A 20,265-nucleotide genomic window follows, 5' to 3' on the forward strand; every position below is an offset into this window, starting at 1 on the left:
CCATGGCTTTGAATTTGCAGCGGGCGGAATTTGTTCGCTCCGCCGCCAAAGCGGCAGATTTTCCCCGGGACGGCCTGCCTCAGGTGGTCTTTGCCGGCCGGTCCAACGTGGGCAAGTCCTCGGTGATCAACAAGATTTTGCTGCGGAAGAACCTGGCCCGGGTGGGCGCGGCTCCCGGAAAGACCACCCACATCAACTATTTCCTCATTGACGAGAAGCTCTATCTGGTGGACCTGCCGGGCTACGGCTACGCCAAGGTGTCCCAGGCGGAGCGGGACCGCTGGGGCCGGCTGATCGAGAGCTGGTTCGCAGACAACGCCTTGATGACCCTGGGTATCATGGTGGTGGACGCCCGCCACAAGCCCACGGCGGACGACTGCACCATGGGCAAGTGGTTCAAGCAGAGCGGAAAGCCCTTCCTAGTGGTGGCCAACAAGCTGGACAAGCTCCGCAAGAGCGAGATCGAGCCCAACCTGACCCGCATCCGGGAAACCCTTGGTTTGCCGGATAATGTAAAGGTAATTGCCTTCTCAGTGGAGAAGGGGGACGGGCGGCAGGAGCTGCTGAGTGAAATTCTGAAGAGTATGGGGGAATCGGAATGAAGCTGGTGCGGATTGACCGGGAAGGAAAGGTTGTCTGGGGCGCTCTGGAAGGGGACGAGGTCCTGACGCTGGATAAGGCGCCCTATGAGGAGCTGTCTTTTGACGGCGGGCGGCTGCCGCTGGCGGAGTGCCGGCTGCTGGCGCCCTGCGAGCCCACCAAGATTATCTGCGTGGGCAAGAACTACTACGACCACGCCGTGGAGATGGGGGAGGGCGTGCCCGACCGGCCGATTCTCTTCATCAAGGCGCCCAACACGGTCAACCGCCCTGAGGGCGAGGTGTCCGCGCCCGCTTTTGTGGAGCGGCTGGACTACGAGGGCGAGCTGGCTTTTGTGGTGAAGAAGCGGGCCAAGAACGTGAAGGCCGCCCAGTATGCCGACTATATCCTGGGCTATACCTGCCTCAACGACGTGACCGCCCGGGACGTACAGAAGTCGGACGGCCAGTGGAGCCGGGGAAAGAGCATGGACGGCTTTGCCCCTATCGGCCCTCTGGTGACCGACGAGGTGGATGGCTCCGACCTGAAGATCGAGACCCGGCTCAACGGCGAGACCGTGCAGAGCTCCCGGACCTCGCTGTTTATGACCAAGCTCCCGGCGCTGATGGAGTTCATCACCGCCTCCATGACCCTGGAGCCCGGCGACGTGGTGACCACCGGTACCCCTGCGGGCATCGGGGCCATGAAGCCCGGCGACGTGGTGGAGGTAGAGATCGAGGGCATCGGCATTCTGCGCACCTACATCCGGTAAAGAGCGGCCGGTCCGGGGATAGATATCTGTCTCCGGACCGGCTCTTTTGTCCCCGGGGCAGCCGGTAAAAACTTGAAAAAAGCTGATGAAGGGGGCTTTTTCTTGTATTTTCCGTTTACCTTTGGTATAATATTTTCTCTACGATGAATTCTGTGCTCCGGTTGGGAGCGGTTCCTGGGGGAAAGCCCGTGCTGTGGGGCGGCCGGCCCCCGCGAAAGGGGATTTTTTTGTGCATAGAGTAATGGACTATATGGCAAATATGAACTGGATGGGGCTGCTCTCTCTGCTGGTGAGCGCGGCAGCGGCCCTGGTGTGCATTACCTTCCATGAGCTGTCCCACGGATATGTGGCCTACCGCCTGGGGGACCCCACCGCCAAGCGGATGGGCCGGCTCACCCTCAACCCAATCAAGCATCTGGATGTCATCGGCTTCCTGATGATGATCTTTGTGGGGGTAGGTTGGGCCAAGCCGGTGCCGGTGGATATGCGCTATTTCAAAAACCCCAAGCGGGGCATGGCCATCACCGCCCTGGCGGGGCCGATCTCCAACTTCCTGATGGCCATCGTGACCATGCTGATCTGCTCCCTGGTGTACCATCTGCTGCTGCCCACGGACAGCATGGTGCTGCTGGTGGCGTTTTATTTCCTGTGCAATGTGGCGATTCTGAGCGTGGGCCTGGGGCTGTTCAACCTGATCCCCATCTCGCCCCTGGACGGCTCCAAGGTGCTCTTTTCCTTCCTGCCCGACCGGGCGTACTACACCATCCTGCGCTATGAGCGGTATATCATGATCGCGGTCATTGCGCTGGTGTTCTTCAATGTGCTGGACGGACCGCTGTCTTTCTGCATCAACGGCGTGCTGCAATTCCTGTGCCGCGTCACCGGTCTGCCCTGGGAGGCCCTGGTGGTGGGCTCACAGATTCTGGATTTTCTGGGGTGAGTGACATAGAGACGCCGATTTTTCATCTGGAAAAGGTGGTCAAGGCCAAGGCAGAGGACATGGAGGACTTTACCGGCCCTCTGGACCTGATCCTCAGCCTGCTGGCCAAGAACAAGATGGAGATCAAGGACATCCAGATCGCGGTGATCCTGGACCAGTACATGGACTGGATGAACAAGCGCAAGGAGCTGGATCTGGAGGTGGCCAGCGAATTTGTGGCCATGGCGGCCCAGCTGGTGTTCATCAAGACCAGAATGCTCCTCTCTATCCACGATGAGGAGGCCCTGTCCGAGATGGAACAGCTCATCGCCTCCCTGGAGGAGCACCAGCGCCATGAGAGCTTCAACCGTATCAAGGCGGTGATTCCCACGCTGGCCGACCGCAACGAGGTGGGCCGGGACTACATCACCAAGATGCCGGAAGCCCTTCCGGCCAATAGAGTATACCGCTATGTCCACAAGGGGGAGGATCTGCGCCGGGCCATGCTGGCGGTGCTGGAGCGGTCGGACAACCGGCTGCCGCCCCCCATGGCCGCCTTTGAGGGCATTGTGGGCCGGGAGCCCTACCCGGTGGCCGAGAAGGCGGGGGAGATCCTCCGGCAGCTCATCCGGTTCGGCGTGACCCGGTTCCGGGCTCTGTTCAAGGGCAACCGCAGCCGCAGCGAGATTGTGGCCACCTTTATCGCCGTGCTGGAGCTGTGCCGGGCCCGGCGGGTGCGCCTGGCGGGCACGGAGACCGACTGCACGGTGACCTGCACCGACGAGGCGGCGGAGGACTTTGAGTTTACCACGGACGTGAACTGACGACACACGGAGGGCTGCGCATGGAAGTGAAGGAGATAGAGTCGGCCATCGAGGGGATTCTCTTTGCCGCCGGGGACCCGGTGGGGGTGGAGCGGCTGTGCATGGCGCTGGACCTGGACCGGGCTACTGTGGACACTGTCTGCCAGCGCCTGGCAGACTACTACAGCTATGAGCGGCGCGGCGTGCGTCTGCTGCGGCTGGAGAACAGCTATCAGCTCTGCTCTGCGCCGGAGTATGCCGACTGCATCCGCCGGGCATTTGAGAGCCGGCGGCCTGCCCGGCTGTCCCAGCCCGCCCTGGAGGTGCTGGCCATCATCGCCTACTACCAGCCCACCACCCGGGCCTATGTGGACCAGATCCGCGGCGTGGACAGCGCCTATACCGTGGGACTGCTGCTGGAGCGGGATCTGATCGAGGAGTGCGGGCGTCTGGCGGTGCCTGGCAGGCCCATCCTCTACCGCACCACCCAGACCTTTCTGCGGTCCTTCGGCCTGAGCAGCCTGGAGGACCTGCCCGAGCTCCCCAGCGCCAGCCCGGAGGACGGACAGATCACCATGGAGATGCAGGCCAACCTGGAGCGGCTGAAGGCGGAGCAGGAGGCCGCGAAGACAGAGGAAGAAGCCTGGGACAGCGGAGAGACGGAGGCGTGAGTGCATGACGGTATGGATTGTCCTGGGGGCAATCGCCGCGGCGCTGGTGCTGCTCTCCCTGGTCCGGATAGGCGGCACGGTGGAGTACAGCCGTTCCGGCACACTGGTGCATCTGCGGTTTGGCCCGCTGCGCATCAGAGTGTATCCGCCCAAGCCCAAGAAAAAAAGCGGAGAGAAGAGGCCCAAGGCGGAAAAGCGGCGAAAGAAGGGCCGGAAGCCAGAGAAAGAGCAGCCGGAGCCCAAGCCGGGCGGAAAGCTCTCTGCGCTGAAGGCGGTGCTCCCGCTGGTGGCGGACGCGGCGGGACAGCTGCGGCGCAAGGTGCGGGTGGACAGGCTGCTGCTGGACGTGACGGCGGCGGCCCCTGATCCGGCGGCGGCAGCCCTGGCCTTTGGTGGCGTAAACGCGGCAATCGGTATGATCTGGCCCCTGCTGGAGAATAATTTCAATATTGGCGACCGGCGCGTCAGAACCAGAGTGGATTTCAATCTGACCGAGCCGGAGGCCTATCTCTACGGGTCCTTCTCCCTGCGCCTGGGGCAGGCGGTATCGCTGGCCTTGAGGCTGGGGATCAAATTTCTGAAGCTGTGGTCCGGACGGAACCAAGAGCAAACAAAGAAAGAGGCGGTCTGACTATGGAAAACAAGCAGCATCCCATCGGCGACCTGATGAGCACCACCATGCAGAAGATCCGCGAGATGGTGGACGTCAACACCATTGTGGGCAAGCCCATTGAAGCTGGGGACGTGACCATTATTCCCGTGTCCAAGGTGAGCTTCGGCTTTGCCTCCGGCGGTAGCGACTTCACCACCAAGAACCAGAAGCCCGACACGGACAACGCCTTTGGCGGCGGCAGCGGCGCCGGCGTGAACATTATGCCCATCGCCTTCCTGATCGTCAAGGGGGACACGGTGCGCATGCTGCCCGTGGCGCCTCCGCCGGGAACCGCGGTGGACCGGGTGGTGGAGATGGTGCCCGAGGTCATCGACAAGGTGACCGGCTTTATCGAGAAGCAGCAGGAGAAAAAGGCGGAGACCGATTCCTTCTGATCCCAGGTATGTTCCGGCCCCATTCGGCCCATACTAGCATCAACTTGCGCCTGCACTGTACAGTTGGCGGGCGCTCTGAGGTGATGCTGTATGAAGCGTGTTTTCACGGCCGCAGTGGCCGCAGTGCTGTGCCTGACCTGTCTGCCCCTGACCGCCCGTGGCGCCGGGGAACCGGAGCTCTCGGCCTCCTGCGCCATCCTGGTGGACGCGGAGAGCGGCAGGGTGCTGATGGAGAAGAACGCGGACGAGGAGCGGGGCATTGCCAGCATCACCAAGCTGATGACCGCCCTGGTGGCGGCGGAGTCCACCTCCGACTTGGACAGGACTGTGACCATTCAGAAGGAGTGGACCCTGGCGGAGGGCTCCTCCATGTACCTGCGGGAAGGGGAGGAGCTGACCCTGCGGGAGCTGCTCTACGGCCTGCTGCTGGTGTCGGGCAATGACGCGGCCCTGGCCATTGCCGGCTTCTGCGCCGGGGATGTGGATACCTTTGTGGAGTGGATGAACCTGCGGGCCCAGGAGCTGGGCATGGAGCACACCCACTTCGTCAACCCCAACGGCCTGCCGGCGGAGGGGCACTACTCCACCGCGGCGGACATGGCCAAGCTGGCCATCGTGGTCATGGAGCAGCCTGACCTGGCTGAGATTGTGGGTACCAAGTCCATCACTCTGGCGGGGCGGACCATGACCAACCACAACAAGCTGCTCTGGCGGTATGAGGGCTGCGTGGGCATGAAGACCGGCTATACCGACGCGGCCGGCAGGACCCTGGTCTCCTGCGCGGAGCGGGACGGCCAGCGGCTCATCGCGGTCACCCTCAACGCGCCCAACGACTGGGCGGACCACGCGGCCATGTTCGATTACGGTTTCTCCCAGTGGCCGTCCATTCTGCTGGCGTCTGCCGGGCGGGACTTCCGGTCCCTGCCTGTCACCGGGAGCCTGGTCCGGTTTGTGCCGGTCCAGATTGAGCGGAATGTCCGCTACCCCCTGGCGGAGCATGAGCGGGTGACGGCCAAAATCGACCTGCCGGATGTGGTGGAGGCCCCTGTGGAAGAGGGCGATATCGCCGGAAGCCTGACCTACTATGTGGACGGCAAAGAGGTGGGCAGCACCTATCTGGTGTACTCCCACAGCGTGGAGAGCAACGTGGCCCGGTCCCAGAGCATTTTGGACCGCATCCTGTCCCTGTTCCGCAGAGACGGAGAGGGCGTGAAGGCGGCGTTCTATCCGCAAATATTAGATTCCTACTGTGAGCGACAGTGGAGCTGACAAAACCGGGAGGCAGCATGGAAGAGAGAATCCAGAAAATTTTGTCCGCGGCCGGTCTGACCTCCCGCCGGCGGGCGGAGGAATATCTTTCGGCGGGCAGGGTGACGGTCAACGGCCGTACCGCCGCACTGGGCGAAAAGGCGGACCCCCAGCGGGACGACATCCGGCTGGACGGGAAGCCCGTTCGCCCGGCGGGCGCCCATACATACCTGATGCTGTACAAGCCCAGGGGCTACGTGACCACCCTCTCCGACGAGCGGGGGCGCAGGACCGTGGCCCAGCTGGTGTCTGGTTGCGGCGCCCGGGTCTGGCCGGTGGGACGGCTGGACCTGGACTCCGAGGGCCTGCTGCTGATGACCGACGACGGGGACTTTACCCAGCGGCTGATCCATCCCAGCCACCAGGTGGAGAAGGAGTATCTGGTGACGGTGGAGGGAGATGTGGACCGGGCCATCCCCGTGCTGTCCGGCCCCATGGAGCTGGACGGCGTGCCGCTCTCACCCGCCCGGATTGGGGTGCTCAGCAGGGAAGGGGCCGGCCGGGCCCGGCTGTCTGTTGTCATCCACGAGGGACGCAACCGGCAGGTGCGCAGGATGTGCGCCCTGGCGGGACTGGAGGTAAAGCGTCTCAAGCGGGTGCGGGAGGGCGGCTTGACCTTGGGCAGGCTCCATCCGGGGGAGTGGCGGCGTCTGACGCCTCAGGAGCTCCGCCTGGCGCTGGGCCAGAGCGGAGATGGGGAGTGACCCGGCGGGAAAAGACAGTTGATTTTCTCCGGGATAACCGCTATCATTAAATCAGCCGCTTTTTCACAGCGGCTGTCTCCGCGCGGCGTAAACGCCGCGCTGTTTTTCCGAACGACCGCAGCAGGCGGACAGTGCCTGCCGCTTGTGAGCCGCGCTGCGGCTTGCCCGCGCATCAGCCCCGGCGCACGGCTGATGCGCGGTTCTTTGCCGCATGCCCTGCGCGCAGACGGACCTACCGGCCTGCGCCGGGGGATGTTCCGGCTGTTTTCCGTAAAATTCAGAAGCCGGATGCGGGCGGCTTCATTGCGCAAACGCAGGAGGTCGCATTCATGCCGAGAGATGTTTTATCATCCATTCAGTCCAATATGAGCACCTTTTCCAAAGGACAGAAGCTCATTGCCAATTTTATTCTGGAGTCCTACGACAAGGCCGCCTTTATGACGGCCAGCAAGCTGGGCAAGACGGTGAACGTCAGCGAGTCCACAGTGGTCCGCTTTGCCGCGGAGCTGGGGTACGACGGATATCCGGCCATGCAGAAGGCCCTTCAGGAGATAATCCGCAACAAGCTGACCAGCATCCAGCGGATCGAGGTGTCCAACGATCGGATCGGCGACCACGACATCCTCTCCATGGTGATGCAGGCGGATATGGAGAAGATCCGTCTGACCATGGAGGAGACCAGCCGTGAGGCCTTTACCGCCTCGGTGGACGCCATTGTGTCGGCCAGGCGGATCTATATCATGGGCATCCGCTCCGCGTCGGCCATCAGCAGCTTTCTGGGGTTCTATTTCAACCTGATCTTCGACAACGTGGTGGTGGTGCACACCTCTGCCGCCAGCGAGCTCTTTGAACAGCTGCTGCGGGTTGGGGAGGGGGATGTGATCATCGGCGTCAGTTTTCCCCGTTACTCCCGGCGGACCGTGCGGGCCATGGAGTTTGCCCGGAAGCAGGGGGCCACGGTGCTGGCCATTACCGACAGCGAGGCCTCACCCCTGGCCGCCATTGCCGACCATGCCCTACTGGCCAAGAGTGATATGGCCTCCTTTGTGGACTCCCTGGTGGCGCCTCTCTCCCTGGTCAACGCCCTGATCGTGGCAGTGGGCAGGAAGAAGAATGACGACCTCTCCGAGACCTTCGGAAAACTGGAGAAGATCTGGGACGAGTACGAGGTCTATGAAAAAATTGAAGATGGGACAGATAGGAGCGCGGGAACTTGACCATAGATACAGAGATCATTGTCATCGGCGGCGGCGCGGCAGGCTGTATGGCCGCCCTGACTGCGGCCCGGAAGGGGGCGTCCGTCATCCTCCTGGAGCGCAACCAGAAGCTGGGCCGCAAGCTGTACATCACCGGAAAGGGCCGCTGCAACGTGACCAACGACTGCGCCCCTGACGAGGTATTGAAAAACATCCCCCACAACAGCCGGTTTCTCACCAGCTCGGTGACCCGCTTTCCGCCTACGTCGGTGAAGAAACTGTTTACCTCCCTGGGCGTGAAACTCAAGACCGAGCGGGGCAACCGGGTCTTTCCCCAGTCAGACAAGGCGGCGGATATCATTGACGCCCTGCTGATGGGCCTGCGCCGGGCGGGGGTGGAGATTCGGGAGGAGCGGGCCGCGGACATTCGCTCCGCCGGAGAGGGCCTGCGGGTGCGCACCGAGCGGGGGGAGTACCGCTGTAAGACGGTTATCCTTGCCACCGGCGGTGTGTCATACCCTCTGACAGGCTCCACCGGCGACGGATACCAGATGGCGGCGGCACTGGGCCATACCATCATTCCGCCCAAGGCCTCCCTGGTGCCCCTGGTGGCGGAGGGAGACCTATGCCGCAGAATGCAGGGGCTGTCCCTGCGAAATGTGGCGATCAAGGTGAAGAACAGCAAGAAAAAGGTGATCTTCCACGAGCAGGGGGAGATGCTGTTCACCCACTTTGGCCTCTCCGGCCCTCTGATTCTCAGCGCCAGCGCCCATATGCGGGACTTTGACAAGGAACACTACACCGTCTGGATTGACATGAAGCCGGCCCTGGACGAGAAGACCCTGGACGCCCGCCTTCTGCGGGACCTGGGCGAGAACCCCAACCGGGCGTTCCACAATGTGCTGGACGGGCTGGTGCCCCGGCTGATGGTGCCGGTGCTGGCGGAACTGACCGGTATTCCGGAGGGGACAAAGGCCAACTCCGTGACCCGGGAGGGCCGCCGCCGGCTGCTGGAGCTGCTGAAAGGTTTCCCGGTGGAGATCGCCGGTCCCCGGCCGGTGGAGGAGGCCATTGTGACCTCCGGCGGCATCAAGGTCACCGAGGTGGACCCCAAGACAATGCAGTCAAAACTTGTAAAGGGAGTTTACTTTGCAGGTGAGGTGCTGGATGTGGACGCCTATACCGGCGGCTTCAATCTTCAGATTGCGTGGTCTACCGGTCATGCGGCGGGGGAGTCCGCCGCAGAGGCCGTATTACAGGCGGGAGGAGATTTGTGTTGAAGTACAGAAGCATTGCGGTGGACGGACCGTCCGGCGCGGGAAAGAGCACGCTGGCCAGAATGCTGGCCAAATCCCTTGGATACCTCTATGTAGACACAGGCGCCATTTACCGCACGGTGGGGCTGGCCGCTTACCGCAACGGCATTTCGCCGGAGGACAGCGCCGCCGTCATCGGCATGCTGCCCGGGTTGTCCATTGATCTGCGCCACGGCACGGACGGCCTCCAGCATATGTACCTGGACAATGAGGACGTGAGCCAGGAGATCCGTCTGCCTGAGATCTCCCGGTATGCCTCCATGGTGTCTGCCATCCCCGAGGTGCGGGCCTTTCTGATGGACATGCAGCGGGAGCTGGCCCGGCGGCAGAACGTGATCATGGACGGCCGGGATATCGGCACTGTGGTGCTGCCTGAGGCGGACGTGAAGATCTTCCTCACCGCCACCTCTGAGGACCGGGCCCGCCGCCGGTACGCCGAGCTGAAGGAGCGGGGTGTGGACAGCGATTACGACACTGTGCTCTCTGAGATCGTGGCCCGGGACGAAAAGGATACCCGCCGGGCCGCAGCGCCCCTGCGCAAGGCGGAGGATGCCATCCCTGTGGACACCACCGGCAACTCCCTGGAGGAGAGCTTCGAGGTGCTGCTGAAAACCATTAAGGAGCGTCTGGACTCATGAAAAGCATTCATACCGTGTATTCCATCCTGTGGAGCATCATCTGGCCCTTCTTCAGCCTTTGCCACCCCTGCCGGGCCATCGGGAAAGAGAATCTGCCCCAGAGCGGGGCCCTGTTCTGTGCCAACCACTCCTGCCTGAACGACCCGGTCTGCCTGGTCATGGCGTTGGGGCGGAAGTACCAGCTGCGGCCCATGGCCAAGTCGGAGTTCATGAACATCCCGGTGCTGGGCTGGCTGCTGAAAAAGGCGGGTGTATTTGCCGTTGACCGGGGCAAGTCGGACGTGGGCGCCATCAAGACCGCCATCAAGTACCTCAAGAGCGGCGAGAAGGTGCTGCTGTTCCCCGAAGGCACCCGGGTAAAGGACGGGGTGGACAAGTACGGCCACGAGAGCGAGGCCAAGAGCGGCGCGGCGATGCTGGCCGTCCGTACCGGCGTGCCCATTGTGCCGGTCTACATCCCCGAGAAGAAGAACTGGTTCCGCTTCACCACCATCGTCATTGGCGAGCCCTACTACCCCCAGGTGGAGAGCAAGAAGGGCACCGCCGAGGAGTATAAGGTAATCGCCGAGGAGCTGATGGAGCGCATCCACGCCCTGGGGGCCAAGGCCGCATGAGCAGGGTGACAATGGCGGAGCACGCCGGCTTCTGCTACGGCGTCAAGCGGGCGGTGGAGATGGCAGAGCAGGCGGCGGCGTCCGGGAAGCGGTGCGTGATGCTGGGCAGCCTGATCCACAATGACAGCGTGGTGCGCCGTTTGGAGTCCATGGGACTCACCAGCGTGGCGCGGCCCGAGGAGGTCCCGGAGGGGGCCACGGTGATCATCCGCTCCCACGGTGAGCCCAAAGCGGTCTATGAGGCGCTCAGCGCCCGGGGAGAGATTTTGGACGCCACCTGTCCCAACGTCTCCCGTATCCACAAGATCGTGGCGGAGGCGGAACAGGCGGGGCGGCAGCCGGTGATTATCGGTACGCCCAACCATCCGGAGGTCACAGCGATCGCCGGGTGGTGCGCCCATCCCGTGGTCCTGGCGGACGCGGAGGCGCTGGAAAAATGGCTGGATGAAGATTCCGAAAACCGGAAAAAGCCCCTTACTTTGGTGTCTCAAACCACCGCTACCAGAAAAAGTTGGGATTTGTGCGTAGAAAAAGCAAAAAAAGAGTGTACAAATTTAAAAGTTTTTGATACAATATGTAGTGCTACGTGCAAGCGCCAGGAAGCGGCCCAGGCTCTGGCCGCCCAAAGCGACGCCATGATTGTGATCGGAGATCGCAAGAGCTCCAACACAAGACGGCTCGCGGAGCTGTGCGCAGCGCTCTGTCCTCAGGTCCTCTGGATCGAAGGGGCGGAGGATCTGGAACCTTCCAACCTGTACGGGAAGGCTTCTATTGGAATCACCGCGGGTGCGTCCACGCCCGGGTGGATTATAAAGGAGGTCTATGACAAAATGAGCGACGAAACCATGGAGATCGAGGAATCCTTCGCTGAAATGCTGGAGAAATCGATCAAAACTTTAAATACAGGGGAGAAGGTTACAGGCGTTGTCACTGGCATTACGCCCACTGAGATCTATGTTGATCTCGGCACCAAGCACGCCGGTTACATACCGGTGTCTGAGCTGACCGACGATCCCACTGTAAAGGTCGAAGATCTGGTCCACGTGGGCGACGAGATCGAGACCTATGTCATGCGCGTCAACGATCAGGAGGGTGTTGTCACCCTGTCCAAGAAGCGTCTCGACACCGTCAAGAGCTGGGACGACATTGAGCAGGCCCGTGAGGATCACACCACTGTCGAGGGCGTTGTCACCGAGGAGAACAAGGGCGGCGTCGTGGTCAGCATCAAGGGCGTCCGGGTGTTCGTGCCCGCCTCCCAGACCGGCCTGCCCCGCGAGACTCCCATGAGCGAGCTGCTGAAGAAGCACGTCCGTCTCCGCATCACCGAGGTCAACCGTGCCCGCCGCCGCGTGGTGGGCTCCATCCGCGCTGTCACCGCCGAGGAGCGCGCCGCCAAGGCCGCCGAGGTGTGGGAGAACATCGAGGAGGGCAAGAAGTACACCGGTACCGTGAAGTCCCTGACTTCCTACGGCGCCTTCGTTGACATCGGCGGCGTGGACGGCATGGTCCACATCTCCGAGCTCTCCTGGAGCCGCATCAAGCACCCCTCTGAGGTGGTGAAGGTGGGCGACACCGTGGAGGTGTACGTCATCTCCTTCGACAAGGAGAAGAAGAAGATCTCCCTGGGCATGAAGGACCGGAGCCAGGATCCCTGGACCGTGTTCACCAGCAAGTACAGCGTGGGCGACACCGCCAACGTCAAGGTGGTCAAGCTGATGACCTTCGGCGCCTTTGCCGAGATCGTCCCCGGCGTGGACGGCCTGATTCACATCTCCCAGATTGCCGATCACCGCATCGACAAGCCCGGCGATGTGCTCAGCGAGGGCCAGATGGTGGACGTGAAGATCACCGACATCGACATGGACCGCAAGAAGGTCTCCCTGTCCATCCGCGCTCTGCTGGAGGATGCCCAGCGCTCTTCCGCCGCTGCTGCCGACGGCGCCGACACTCTGGTTGCCACCTCCGACAGCGAGGGTACCGAGGTCTCCGGCGACTTCGCTGGTACCGACGCGGAGTAATTCCACAACAGCAAATCCGAGAGCGGCCTGTTTTCAGCTGAAAACAGGCCGCTTTTTTCACAATATTTACAGTTTGAATGTAGATTCTGCCGTTTTTCCCTTGCAAAACGAGCGAAAAATGACTATAATATAACCATATAAGGTATAGTGGAGGTATGAGCGGTAATTGGAGGTGTAACATGTTTCAGGTAGGCGACAAAATCGTCCATCCAATGCACGGTGCAGGCGTCGTGGACAGCATTGTCCGCAAGAAGGTAAACGGCGTGGTAAGAGAGTACTATATCCTCAAACTGCCTGTGGGCGGTATGCTGGTCATGGTCCCCACGGAGAACAGCGAGGAGATCGGAGTGCGCCCTGTCTGCCAGCGGGACGAAGCGGACAGAGTCCTTGCCGCCATACCGGACATTGAGGTGGACATGACCCAGAACTGGAACCGCCGCTACCGGGAAAACATGATGCGCCTGAAGAGCGGCGACCTGCTGGAGGTGGCCCGGGTGGTCAAGGGGCTGATGCGCCGCGACGTGGACCGGGGACTCTCCACCGGGGAGCGCAAGATGCTGCACTCTGCCAAGCAGATCCTGATTTCCGAGATTGTCCTCTCCCAGAATGCCAGCTATGAGGACGTGGAGGCGCGCATAAACGGCGCGATGGCCTAATAGGAATAGAAGGAAACGATTATCTGCCGTGGGAAGGGAAACCTGCGGCTTGCCGGAAGCACAACTTCCCCTCGGCTGACGCGGGGGCGTCAAGGGCCGGGAGGGAGTTGTGCTCTTTTATTGTGAGACGTGTGACGGAGAAGTAAATGGGGCAGGCTGCCCCGGAAGGGAGAAAAGACGTGGGACTGCTGAAACGGCTGCGAAAAAAGCAGGAATCCCAGGGGCCCTGGTGTGCGGCAGTGGTACCTGCGGCGGGCTCGTCCCGGCGGATGGAGGGGCAGGACAAGATCCTGCTGCCCCTGGATGACGTTCCCGTCCTGGTACATACGCTGCAGGCCCTGAGCGCCTCGGAGCGGATTCGGGAGATCGTGGTGGTCACCCGGGAAGATCTGATCGTACCGGTGGGGCAGCTCTGTCGGGACTGCGGGCTGGACAAGGTGACAAAGGTGCTGGTGGGCGGCGCCACCAGGGCGGATTCCGTACTGGCCGGCGTGGAGGAGGTGAGCGCCCGTGCGGAGCTCATCGCAGTGCACGACGGCGCCCGTCCCCTGGTGACGGTGGAGGTCATCGATGAGGCCATCCGGAAGGCCGCGGAGTGCGGCGCCGCCGCGCCGGCGGTTCCGGTGAAGGACACCATCAAGCGGGCTGTGGACGGCGTGGTGGTGGAGACCCCGGACCGGGCCCAGCTCTTTGCCATCCAGACGCCCCAGGTGTTTGACAGCGATCTGCTGCTGGGGGCGCTGCACAAGGCCGTGGAAGACGGCGCGGCCATTACCGACGACTGCGGCGCGGTGGAGCGGATCGGCATGAAGGTCTGCCTGACGGCCGGCTCTTATGAGAACATCAAGATCACAACGCCCGCGGATATGCTGGTGGCAGAGGCCATCCTGCACAGCCGGGATACATAAGAATATCACTGCTGCCCGGACAGGCAGGAGGAAAAGGAGCGAGTGGGATTGCGGATCGGACATGGATATGACGTGCACCGGTTGGTGCCGGAGCGGAAGCTGATTTTAGGCGGGGTGGAGATCCCCTGGGAGAAGGGGCTGCTGGGTCACTCGGATGCCGACGTGCTGACCCATGCGCTGATGGACGCTCTGCTGGGCGCTGCGGCGCTGGGGGATATCGGAAAGCTGTTCCCCGATAACGATCCGGCTTTTGCGGGAATCTCCAGCCTGGTGCTGCTGGACCGGGTGATGGACCGGGTGCATGCCGGCGGCTTCCGGCTGGGGAATGCGGATATGACCATCCTGGCCCAGCGGCCCAAGCTGGCGGGCCACATCCCCGCCATGCGGGCTGTGCTGGCGCAGCATATGGGCGTTCCCGAAAGCCGGGTGAATGTGAAGGCCACCACAGAGGAGGGCTTGGGCTTCACCGGCAGCGGGGAGGGAATCGCCGCCCACGCGGTGGTTTTGCTGGAAGAGGTATGATGAGAGGCGCTGCCGGACGGCGGCGCCTCTTCTCATATCCGGTGACCGGGCTCCGGCGGACGGCATATACTGGGGCGAGAGGAGCGTTTTATCCCGCCGCGCCCGGCAGGGGCAGCGCAGAACCCATGCAATGGTGACATTCCTCTCAGAAGGCTTCGGCCATTGAGAAACACCCAGGAAAGGAATGGTCATGCTTGATGGTATATTACCTGATCATCTGCCGCTCCCTGACCTATGCCCAGCGGACCGCTCAGGCGTTGGAGCGGGCCGGTATCACTGCCCACATTCTGCGCTCCCCCAGAAGCGTCTCCGGCGAGGGATGCAGCCACGCGGTGAAGGTGTCAGAGCGCAATCTGGCGGACGCCCTGGCGATTCTGGGGCGGGTGGGCCTGGCTCCTAAACGGGTCCTGCTCCAGGCCGCCGATGGGAGCTACAAAGAGGTGCGGCTGCTATGATCTATCTGGACAGCGCCGCCACCACCATGCAGAAGCCGCCGTCCGTGGCCCGGGCGGCGGCCTATGCTATGGGCCATATGGCCAGCCCGGGCCGGGGGAGCCACCGGCCGGCGGCACTGGCGGCGGATACGGCTTTTGCATGCCGCCAGGCGGCCGCCTGGCTCTTCGGGGTGGAGAACCCGGAGCAGGTGGTGTTTACCATGAACGCCACCCATGGGCTCAATCTGGCGATCAAGTCCCTGGTCCATCCGGGGGACACGGTGCTCATCTCCGGCTATGAGCACAACGCGGTGACCCGTCCGCTCCATTGTATGGAGGACGTACAGATCCGGGTGGCCTCCGGGCCGCTGTTCTGCCCGGACCAGATGTACCGGACATTTGAGGAGCAGCTGACCGGTGAGGTGCGGGCGGTGATCTGCACCCACGTGTCCAATGTGTTCGGCTATATTCTCCCTGTGGACCGGATCGCCGCGCTGTGCAGGGAGCGGGGCGTTCCGTTTATCCTGGACGCCTCCCAGTCCGCCGGCTGCCTGCGGGTACGCATGGATGAGCTGGGTGCGGCGTTTATCGCCATGCCGGGACACAAGGGGCTATACGGCCCCCAGGGGACCGGGCTGCTGCTGTGCGGCGCGGAGACGCAGCCCCTGCTGGAGGGAGGCACCGGAAGCCTGTCGGCTTTACAGGAGATGCCGGACTTTCTGCCTGACCGTCTGGAGGCGGGCACCCATAACATCGCGGGAATCGCCGGACTGCTGGAGGGCATCCGGTATGTCTCCGCCATGGGGCCAGACAAGATATTTACCCATGAAGAGCGGCTCACCCGGCGTACAGCCCGGGCGTTGGCCGGGATTCCCGGTGTGACCGTATACGCGGCGGGGGAGGGCACGAGGCAGGCGGGGGTGCTGTCTTTCCGGATCCGTGGGATGGACTGCGAGGAGGCGGGCGCCGCGCTGGGAGAGATGGGGATCGCGGTCCGGGCGGGACTGCACTGCGCTCCTCTGGCCCACCAGTCCGCGGGCACGCTGGAGACCGGCACAATTCGCGCCAGCTTTTCCGTCTTCAATACCCTCTGTGAAACCGAACGCTTTGTCCGCGCCGTGGGCTGCATCGCCGCCCGCGCAGGGACCTGCGGCCGGAGGTGAAAAACCCGCTATGCCTTGCAGTCCAAGGCATAGCGGGTTTTATACGTAAAAATGCGGGAGATGCTGCCTCCTGCGGGGGAGTCGGGGGAATTTATAGAAAATTCATGACTGCCGTATTGCCATTTCCCCAGCGATAAAGTATAATCTTTAAAATAGGCAGAGTATGAGAACAGGGCCCCGATCTGCCCGTAAATCGACGCCCGGACAGCTAAAGTGCAGGTGAAGGGAAGAATGGAACAGATCATACAACGGATTCAGGAGACCTTTATGGGCTTCCCTCCCATTGGTATAGCGGACATCCTGGATATCCTTATCATGGCGTTTATTTTCTATAAGCTGCTGATGATCGTCCGCCGGACCAGCTCAGGTCAGGTCATGAAGGGCGTGCTCCTTGTGATTGTGGCCTTTGTGGTGGTCAGTGCATTCCAGCTTCGGATGCTCAGTTATTTGATGGGCAAGGTGCTGGAGTACGGCGTTCTGGCGCTGGTCATTCTGTTCCAGCCTGAGATACGGCGCTTTCTGGAGCAGATGGGCCGCAGCCGTATCGGCAGCGTATTCGTCCGGGAGGAGACCCCCGGCGAGCTGGAAAACGCCATCACCCAGACCGTCCTGGCCTACACGGACCTCTCCAGGACCAAGACCGGCGCGCTGATGGTCTTTGAGCGGAAAAACCAGCTGGACGACTCCATCAAGACCGGTACCGCGCTGGACTGCGTGGTCAACGCCGAGCTGTTGAAGAACATCTTCTGGAACAAGGCGCCCCTCCACGACGGCGCGGTGATCGTACGGGGCGGCCGGATCGTGGGCGCGGGCTGCATGCTCCCGCTGTCCGGAAACGTCAATCTCTCCCGGGAACTGGGCATGCGCCACCGGGCCGGTATCGGCGCCAGCGAGCATTCGGACGCGGTGGTGGCCATTGTCTCGGAGGAGACGGGCTCCATCTCCGTGGCGGTGGGCGGCATGCTGAAGCGCCATCTGGCGCCTGAGACACTGGACCGTCTGCTGCGCAACGAGCTTCTGCCCCAGAATGACGAGAGTGATAAGACCAAATTCAACTTCCTCAATATCATCTTGAAGTCAAAGAAAGGGGAGAAGGCAGATGTGGAAGAAGATAAAAGACAGTAAGTGGCTCTACGTCGTCCTCTCTCTCCTGATGGCCTCTGTCCTGTGGATCTATGTGGTGAAGGAGGCAAATCCCGCGATTGAGCGCTCCATTTCCAACATCCCCATCACCTTTACCGGAACGGAGATCCTGGCGGCCCGCAATCTGATCATCTCCGAGGGCGCCGACCAGACCATGACGCTGGACCTGGAGGCGAAGTCGGACGTGTTCTCCAAGCTGAGCCGGGAGAATATTACCCTGAGCGTGGATGTGTCTCAGATCTCGGAGGCGGGCACCTACCGCCTGCTGGTGAAGCCCAGCTATCCCATCAACGTCAACCAGCTGGACGTGACGGTGAACAACGATGTCTCCGACCTCTATGTGGAGTTCACCGTCTCCGAGCTGGAGAGCAAGGAGATCCCTGTCCGGCTGGAGTTCAAGGGCAGCTACGCCGAGGACTATATGGCCGGCAAGCCCACCATCACGCCGGGCACCATCAACATCAGCGGCCAGCAGGAGCTGGTGAATCAGGTGGCCTACGCCAAGGTGCTGCTCACCATCGAGGATATGAGCGAGAGCTATGAGGGCGATCTGCCCTTTGTGTACGTGAGCGCCGACGGGACGGAGCTGACGGATCTGGCGGTGACCGCCAATGTGGACACCGTCCACGTGGAATACCCCATTGTCAAGACCAAGCAGGTCCCGGTGACCGTTGATATCATCCCCGGCGGCGGCGCCACGGAGGACGATGTGAACGTCACCTACGGCGTCAACCATGAGACGGTCATGTACCTCACCATCTCCGGCCCGGAGGACGAGCTGGAGGCCTACGACAAGATCGTCCTGGGCGAGATCGACCTCTCCCAGGTGTACACCCAGGAGACCTTCAACTTCCCGGTCACCCTCAATGAGGACTTCACCAATGAGAGCGGCATCAGCTCGGTGGATGTGACGGTCACCATTGACGACACCAAGCTGACCACCCGGGAGTTTACTGTAGACAACATCCAGATGATCAATAAGCCGGACGGGTATAACGCCGAGCTGGTGACCGAGTCCCGGCTGGTGACCGTCCGCGGCCCGGAGGAGGCGGTGGACGCCCTGTTCCAGTCCCAGCTGCGGATTGTGGTGGACCTGTCCCAGGCCCAGCTGGCCACAGGACGGCAGACCGTCCAGGCCCAGGTCATCATAGACGGCAGCAGCGATGTTGGCGTGCTGGGCGGCGAGTACGACGTCCTGGTCAACTTCACTCTGGCAGAATAACGGCAGGAGGCAGCACTATGGCGGAGACCGCCGGTTTGAGACAGAGCGGGAATATGATCGGCAGGCGAAGCTGAGATGTTCGGATATATTCGCCCCTGCCGGGAGGAACTGAAGGTCCGGGAGCTGGAGAACTACCAGGCCATGTACTGCGGACTGTGCCAGGTCATGGGCAAGCGCTGCGGCTTTACAGCGCGGATGCTCCTGAATTACGATTTTACCTTTCTGGCCATGCTGCTCTCGCCGCCAGATCCCAGGCCGTCCACCTGCATGCGCCGCTGTCCGGCCAAGCTTTTCCTGCGGAAGAAGTGCACCTGCGCGTCCGGCCCGTGGCTGGAGGCGGCGGCGGATGAGAGCGTGATCCTCAGCTACTGGAAGGTGCAGGACAGCATGGCCGACGGCGGCTTCTGGGAGCGGCTGGGCGCCGGGGCGCTGTCCCTGCTGCTCCGGCGGGGATACCGCCGGGCGGCGGCGGCACGGCCGGAGTTCGACCGGGAGGTCCGGCTTCAGCTGGAGACGCTGCACCGGCTGGAGGAGGAACGCGCACCCTCGTTGGACCGGACGGCGGACACCTTTGCCCGGATTCTCCGCGCCGCGGCTCCCAAGACGGGAAATGAGACAGAGGACCGGGCGCTGGAACAGCTGCTCTACCATGTGGGCCGCTGGATCTATCTGGTGGACGCGTGGGACGATCTGCGGGAGGACGTGGCCGCCGGAAGATATAACCCCATCCATGCCCGCTTCGGCGGCCGGGAGGAAGAGGAACAGGATTACCTGCGCACCACGCTGCTCCACTCCCGCAATCTGGCGCTCTCGGCCTTTGCCCTTTTGGACCGGGGCTGCTGGGGGCCGGTACTGGGCAATATCCTGTATATGGGGATGCCCATGGTGGAGGAACTGGTGTTCCGCGGCTGCTGGAAGGAAATGAAGCGCCAGGCGGTTTTGGGAATTGGGCCGGGCAGCGCCCGGCAGAACTAGAGGTCAACGATTGAGAACAGGAGACAGAGACACATGAGCGATCCGTACAGCGTACTTGGAGTATCTCCCAACGCCAGCGACGAGGAGATCAAGAAGGCATACCGCGAGCTGGCCCGGAAATACCATCCGGACAACTACCAGAACAACCCTCTGGCCGACCTGGCGGAGGAGAAGATGAAGGAAGTCAACGAGGCCTACGACGCCATCAACAAGATGCGCAGCGGCGGCGGATACAGCGGCGGGAGCTATGGCGGCAGCGCCTATCAGCAGAGCGGAAGCTATGGCTACGGCTACCAGCAGCAGCGCCAGTCCTCCTCTGCAGGGACCCTTTACAGCCGGGTGCGGCAGGCCATCAACGCCGGGGATGTTGACACCGCCGAGCGCCTGCTCCGGGAAGCGCCTGCGCAGGACGCGGAGTGGCACTTCCTCTCCGGCTGCATCGCCTACCGCCGCGGCTGGTTGGACGAGGCCCGGCAGCAGTACCAGATTGCCTGCAATGCCGACCCGGGCAACATGGAGTACCGCCAGGCGCTGAATATGATGCAGCAGGGCGGACAGGCCTACCGCCCCTATGGGAATACAGGCATGGGCATGGACGCCTGTGACTGCTGTACTACGCTGATGTGCATGCAGTGCCTGTGCGGGGGCTGCAACTGA

General features: G+C 62.4%; 23 protein-coding genes. All 23 read left to right on the top strand.

Going from position 1 to position 20,265, the window contains the following annotated elements:
* Nucleotides 1–2: 2 nt before the first annotated feature.
* The gene (gene yihA / locus Q0K23_RS05940; RefSeq protein WP_294519178.1) at nucleotides 3–602 is read left to right on the top strand and encodes a ribosome biogenesis GTP-binding protein YihA/YsxC; all 600 of its coding nucleotides are present in this window, start codon (nucleotides 3–5) and stop codon (nucleotides 600–602) included.
* Nucleotides 599–1,351: a fumarylacetoacetate hydrolase family protein gene (locus tag Q0K23_RS05945; protein ID WP_294519182.1), complete on the top strand. Its 753-nt coding sequence runs from the start codon at nucleotides 599–601 to the stop codon at nucleotides 1,349–1,351. Before yihA ends, Q0K23_RS05945 begins: the two co-directional genes overlap by 4 nt.
* A 229-nt stretch (nucleotides 1,352–1,580) precedes the next feature.
* On the top strand, nucleotides 1,581–2,291 hold the full coding sequence (locus tag Q0K23_RS05950; RefSeq protein WP_294519185.1) for a site-2 protease family protein: 711 nt from the start codon (nucleotides 1,581–1,583) through the stop codon (nucleotides 2,289–2,291).
* Complete coding sequence (locus tag Q0K23_RS05955; protein WP_294519188.1) at nucleotides 2,288–3,094, top strand: ScpA family protein; 807 nt, start codon at nucleotides 2,288–2,290, stop codon at nucleotides 3,092–3,094. Before Q0K23_RS05950 ends, Q0K23_RS05955 begins: the two co-directional genes overlap by 4 nt.
* Before the next feature lie 20 nt (nucleotides 3,095–3,114).
* Entirely contained in the window at nucleotides 3,115–3,744 is a 630-nt protein-coding gene (gene scpB, locus Q0K23_RS05960; RefSeq protein ID WP_294519191.1) for an SMC-Scp complex subunit ScpB, read from the top strand.
* A gap of 4 nt (nucleotides 3,745–3,748) precedes the next feature.
* The gene (locus Q0K23_RS05965; RefSeq protein WP_294519194.1) at nucleotides 3,749–4,375 is read left to right on the top strand and encodes a DUF2953 domain-containing protein; all 627 of its coding nucleotides are present in this window, start codon (nucleotides 3,749–3,751) and stop codon (nucleotides 4,373–4,375) included.
* 2 nt (nucleotides 4,376–4,377) lie between these two features.
* Nucleotides 4,378–4,791 (top strand): GerW family sporulation protein, encoded by a 414-nt coding sequence (gene ytfJ / locus Q0K23_RS05970; RefSeq protein WP_294519198.1) that lies wholly within the window; start codon nucleotides 4,378–4,380, stop codon nucleotides 4,789–4,791.
* Between the two features lie 90 nt (nucleotides 4,792–4,881).
* Nucleotides 4,882–6,060: a D-alanyl-D-alanine carboxypeptidase family protein gene (locus Q0K23_RS05975; protein WP_294519202.1), complete on the top strand. Its 1,179-nt coding sequence runs from the start codon at nucleotides 4,882–4,884 to the stop codon at nucleotides 6,058–6,060.
* 17 nt (nucleotides 6,061–6,077) lie between these two features.
* Nucleotides 6,078–6,803: a pseudouridine synthase gene (locus Q0K23_RS05980; protein ID WP_294519205.1), complete on the top strand. Its 726-nt coding sequence runs from the start codon at nucleotides 6,078–6,080 to the stop codon at nucleotides 6,801–6,803.
* A 329-nt stretch (nucleotides 6,804–7,132) separates the two neighbouring features.
* Nucleotides 7,133–8,020: a MurR/RpiR family transcriptional regulator gene (locus Q0K23_RS05985; RefSeq protein WP_294519209.1), complete on the top strand. Its 888-nt coding sequence runs from the start codon at nucleotides 7,133–7,135 to the stop codon at nucleotides 8,018–8,020.
* The gene (locus Q0K23_RS05990; protein ID WP_294519212.1) at nucleotides 8,017–9,279 is read left to right on the top strand and encodes an NAD(P)/FAD-dependent oxidoreductase; all 1,263 of its coding nucleotides are present in this window, start codon (nucleotides 8,017–8,019) and stop codon (nucleotides 9,277–9,279) included. The genes Q0K23_RS05985 and Q0K23_RS05990 overlap by 4 nt, the downstream gene beginning before the upstream one ends.
* Entirely contained in the window at nucleotides 9,273–9,953 is a 681-nt protein-coding gene (gene cmk / locus Q0K23_RS05995) for a (d)CMP kinase (RefSeq protein ID WP_294519215.1), read from the top strand. The genes Q0K23_RS05990 and cmk overlap by 7 nt, the downstream gene beginning before the upstream one ends.
* Nucleotides 9,950–10,567, top strand: a complete 618-nt coding sequence (locus Q0K23_RS06000; RefSeq protein ID WP_294519219.1) for a 1-acyl-sn-glycerol-3-phosphate acyltransferase — start codon at nucleotides 9,950–9,952, stop codon at nucleotides 10,565–10,567. The genes cmk and Q0K23_RS06000 overlap by 4 nt, the downstream gene beginning before the upstream one ends.
* The gene (locus tag Q0K23_RS06005) at nucleotides 10,564–12,585 is read left to right on the top strand and encodes a bifunctional 4-hydroxy-3-methylbut-2-enyl diphosphate reductase/30S ribosomal protein S1 (protein ID WP_294519222.1); all 2,022 of its coding nucleotides are present in this window, start codon (nucleotides 10,564–10,566) and stop codon (nucleotides 12,583–12,585) included. Before Q0K23_RS06000 ends, Q0K23_RS06005 begins: the two co-directional genes overlap by 4 nt.
* A gap of 179 nt (nucleotides 12,586–12,764) precedes the next feature.
* Nucleotides 12,765–13,241, top strand: a complete 477-nt coding sequence (locus Q0K23_RS06010; RefSeq protein ID WP_294519225.1) for a CarD family transcriptional regulator — start codon at nucleotides 12,765–12,767, stop codon at nucleotides 13,239–13,241.
* Between the two features lie 179 nt (nucleotides 13,242–13,420).
* Nucleotides 13,421–14,149, top strand: coding sequence for a 2-C-methyl-D-erythritol 4-phosphate cytidylyltransferase (gene ispD / locus Q0K23_RS06015; protein ID WP_294519228.1), 729 nt, complete (start codon nucleotides 13,421–13,423; stop codon nucleotides 14,147–14,149).
* Between the two features lie 42 nt (nucleotides 14,150–14,191).
* Nucleotides 14,192–14,671, top strand: coding sequence for a 2-C-methyl-D-erythritol 2,4-cyclodiphosphate synthase (ispF, locus tag Q0K23_RS06020; RefSeq protein WP_294519231.1), 480 nt, complete (start codon nucleotides 14,192–14,194; stop codon nucleotides 14,669–14,671).
* A 197-nt stretch (nucleotides 14,672–14,868) separates the two neighbouring features.
* A complete protein-coding gene (locus Q0K23_RS06025; protein ID WP_294519282.1) occupies nucleotides 14,869–15,126 on the top strand; it encodes a DUF3343 domain-containing protein in 258 nt (85 codons plus the stop codon).
* Nucleotides 15,123–16,268, top strand: coding sequence for an aminotransferase class V-fold PLP-dependent enzyme (locus Q0K23_RS06030; protein ID WP_294519234.1), 1,146 nt, complete (start codon nucleotides 15,123–15,125; stop codon nucleotides 16,266–16,268). The genes Q0K23_RS06025 and Q0K23_RS06030 overlap by 4 nt, the downstream gene beginning before the upstream one ends.
* 267 nt (nucleotides 16,269–16,535) lie before the next feature.
* The gene (gene cdaA / locus Q0K23_RS06035; RefSeq protein ID WP_294519285.1) at nucleotides 16,536–17,393 is read left to right on the top strand and encodes a diadenylate cyclase CdaA; all 858 of its coding nucleotides are present in this window, start codon (nucleotides 16,536–16,538) and stop codon (nucleotides 17,391–17,393) included.
* A complete protein-coding gene (locus Q0K23_RS06040; protein ID WP_294519237.1) occupies nucleotides 17,368–18,633 on the top strand; it encodes a YbbR-like domain-containing protein in 1,266 nt (421 codons plus the stop codon). The genes cdaA and Q0K23_RS06040 overlap by 26 nt, the downstream gene beginning before the upstream one ends.
* A gap of 75 nt (nucleotides 18,634–18,708) precedes the next feature.
* On the top strand, nucleotides 18,709–19,608 hold the full coding sequence (locus tag Q0K23_RS06045) for a DUF5685 family protein (RefSeq protein ID WP_294519240.1): 900 nt from the start codon (nucleotides 18,709–18,711) through the stop codon (nucleotides 19,606–19,608).
* A 33-nt stretch (nucleotides 19,609–19,641) separates the two neighbouring features.
* Nucleotides 19,642–20,265: a J domain-containing protein gene (locus tag Q0K23_RS06050; RefSeq protein WP_294519243.1), complete on the top strand. Its 624-nt coding sequence runs from the start codon at nucleotides 19,642–19,644 to the stop codon at nucleotides 20,263–20,265.

This window comes from uncultured Pseudoflavonifractor sp. (assembly GCF_944387275.1).
In the GTDB taxonomy this organism is placed as follows: Bacteria; Bacillota; Clostridia; order Oscillospirales; family Oscillospiraceae; genus Pseudoflavonifractor; species Pseudoflavonifractor intestinihominis.

Excerpts from the sequence above, each read along its gene's own strand:
- yihA (WP_294519178.1), top strand. The coding sequence starts at position 3 with ATGGCTTTGAATTTGCAGCGGGCGGAATTTGTTCGCTCCGCCGCCAAA.
- Q0K23_RS05945 (WP_294519182.1), top strand. The coding sequence starts at position 599 with ATGAAGCTGGTGCGGATTGACCGGGAAGGAAAGGTTGTCTGGGGCGCT.
- scpB (WP_294519191.1), top strand. The coding sequence starts at position 3,115 with ATGGAAGTGAAGGAGATAGAGTCGGCCATCGAGGGGATTCTCTTTGCC.
- Q0K23_RS05965 (WP_294519194.1), top strand. The coding sequence starts at position 3,749 with ATGACGGTATGGATTGTCCTGGGGGCAATCGCCGCGGCGCTGGTGCTG.
- ytfJ (WP_294519198.1), top strand. The coding sequence starts at position 4,378 with ATGGAAAACAAGCAGCATCCCATCGGCGACCTGATGAGCACCACCATG.
- Q0K23_RS05975 (WP_294519202.1), top strand. The coding sequence starts at position 4,882 with ATGAAGCGTGTTTTCACGGCCGCAGTGGCCGCAGTGCTGTGCCTGACC.
- Q0K23_RS05980 (WP_294519205.1), top strand. The coding sequence starts at position 6,078 with ATGGAAGAGAGAATCCAGAAAATTTTGTCCGCGGCCGGTCTGACCTCC.
- Q0K23_RS05985 (WP_294519209.1), top strand. The coding sequence starts at position 7,133 with ATGCCGAGAGATGTTTTATCATCCATTCAGTCCAATATGAGCACCTTT.
- Q0K23_RS06000 (WP_294519219.1), top strand. The coding sequence starts at position 9,950 with ATGAAAAGCATTCATACCGTGTATTCCATCCTGTGGAGCATCATCTGG.
- Q0K23_RS06005 (WP_294519222.1), top strand. The coding sequence starts at position 10,564 with ATGAGCAGGGTGACAATGGCGGAGCACGCCGGCTTCTGCTACGGCGTC.
- Q0K23_RS06010 (WP_294519225.1), top strand. The coding sequence starts at position 12,765 with ATGTTTCAGGTAGGCGACAAAATCGTCCATCCAATGCACGGTGCAGGC.
- Q0K23_RS06025 (WP_294519282.1), top strand. The coding sequence starts at position 14,869 with ATGGTATATTACCTGATCATCTGCCGCTCCCTGACCTATGCCCAGCGG.
- Q0K23_RS06030 (WP_294519234.1), top strand. The coding sequence starts at position 15,123 with ATGATCTATCTGGACAGCGCCGCCACCACCATGCAGAAGCCGCCGTCC.
- cdaA (WP_294519285.1), top strand. The coding sequence starts at position 16,536 with ATGGGCTTCCCTCCCATTGGTATAGCGGACATCCTGGATATCCTTATC.
- Q0K23_RS06040 (WP_294519237.1), top strand. The coding sequence starts at position 17,368 with ATGTGGAAGAAGATAAAAGACAGTAAGTGGCTCTACGTCGTCCTCTCT.
- Q0K23_RS06045 (WP_294519240.1), top strand. The coding sequence starts at position 18,709 with ATGTTCGGATATATTCGCCCCTGCCGGGAGGAACTGAAGGTCCGGGAG.
- Q0K23_RS06050 (WP_294519243.1), top strand. The coding sequence starts at position 19,642 with ATGAGCGATCCGTACAGCGTACTTGGAGTATCTCCCAACGCCAGCGAC.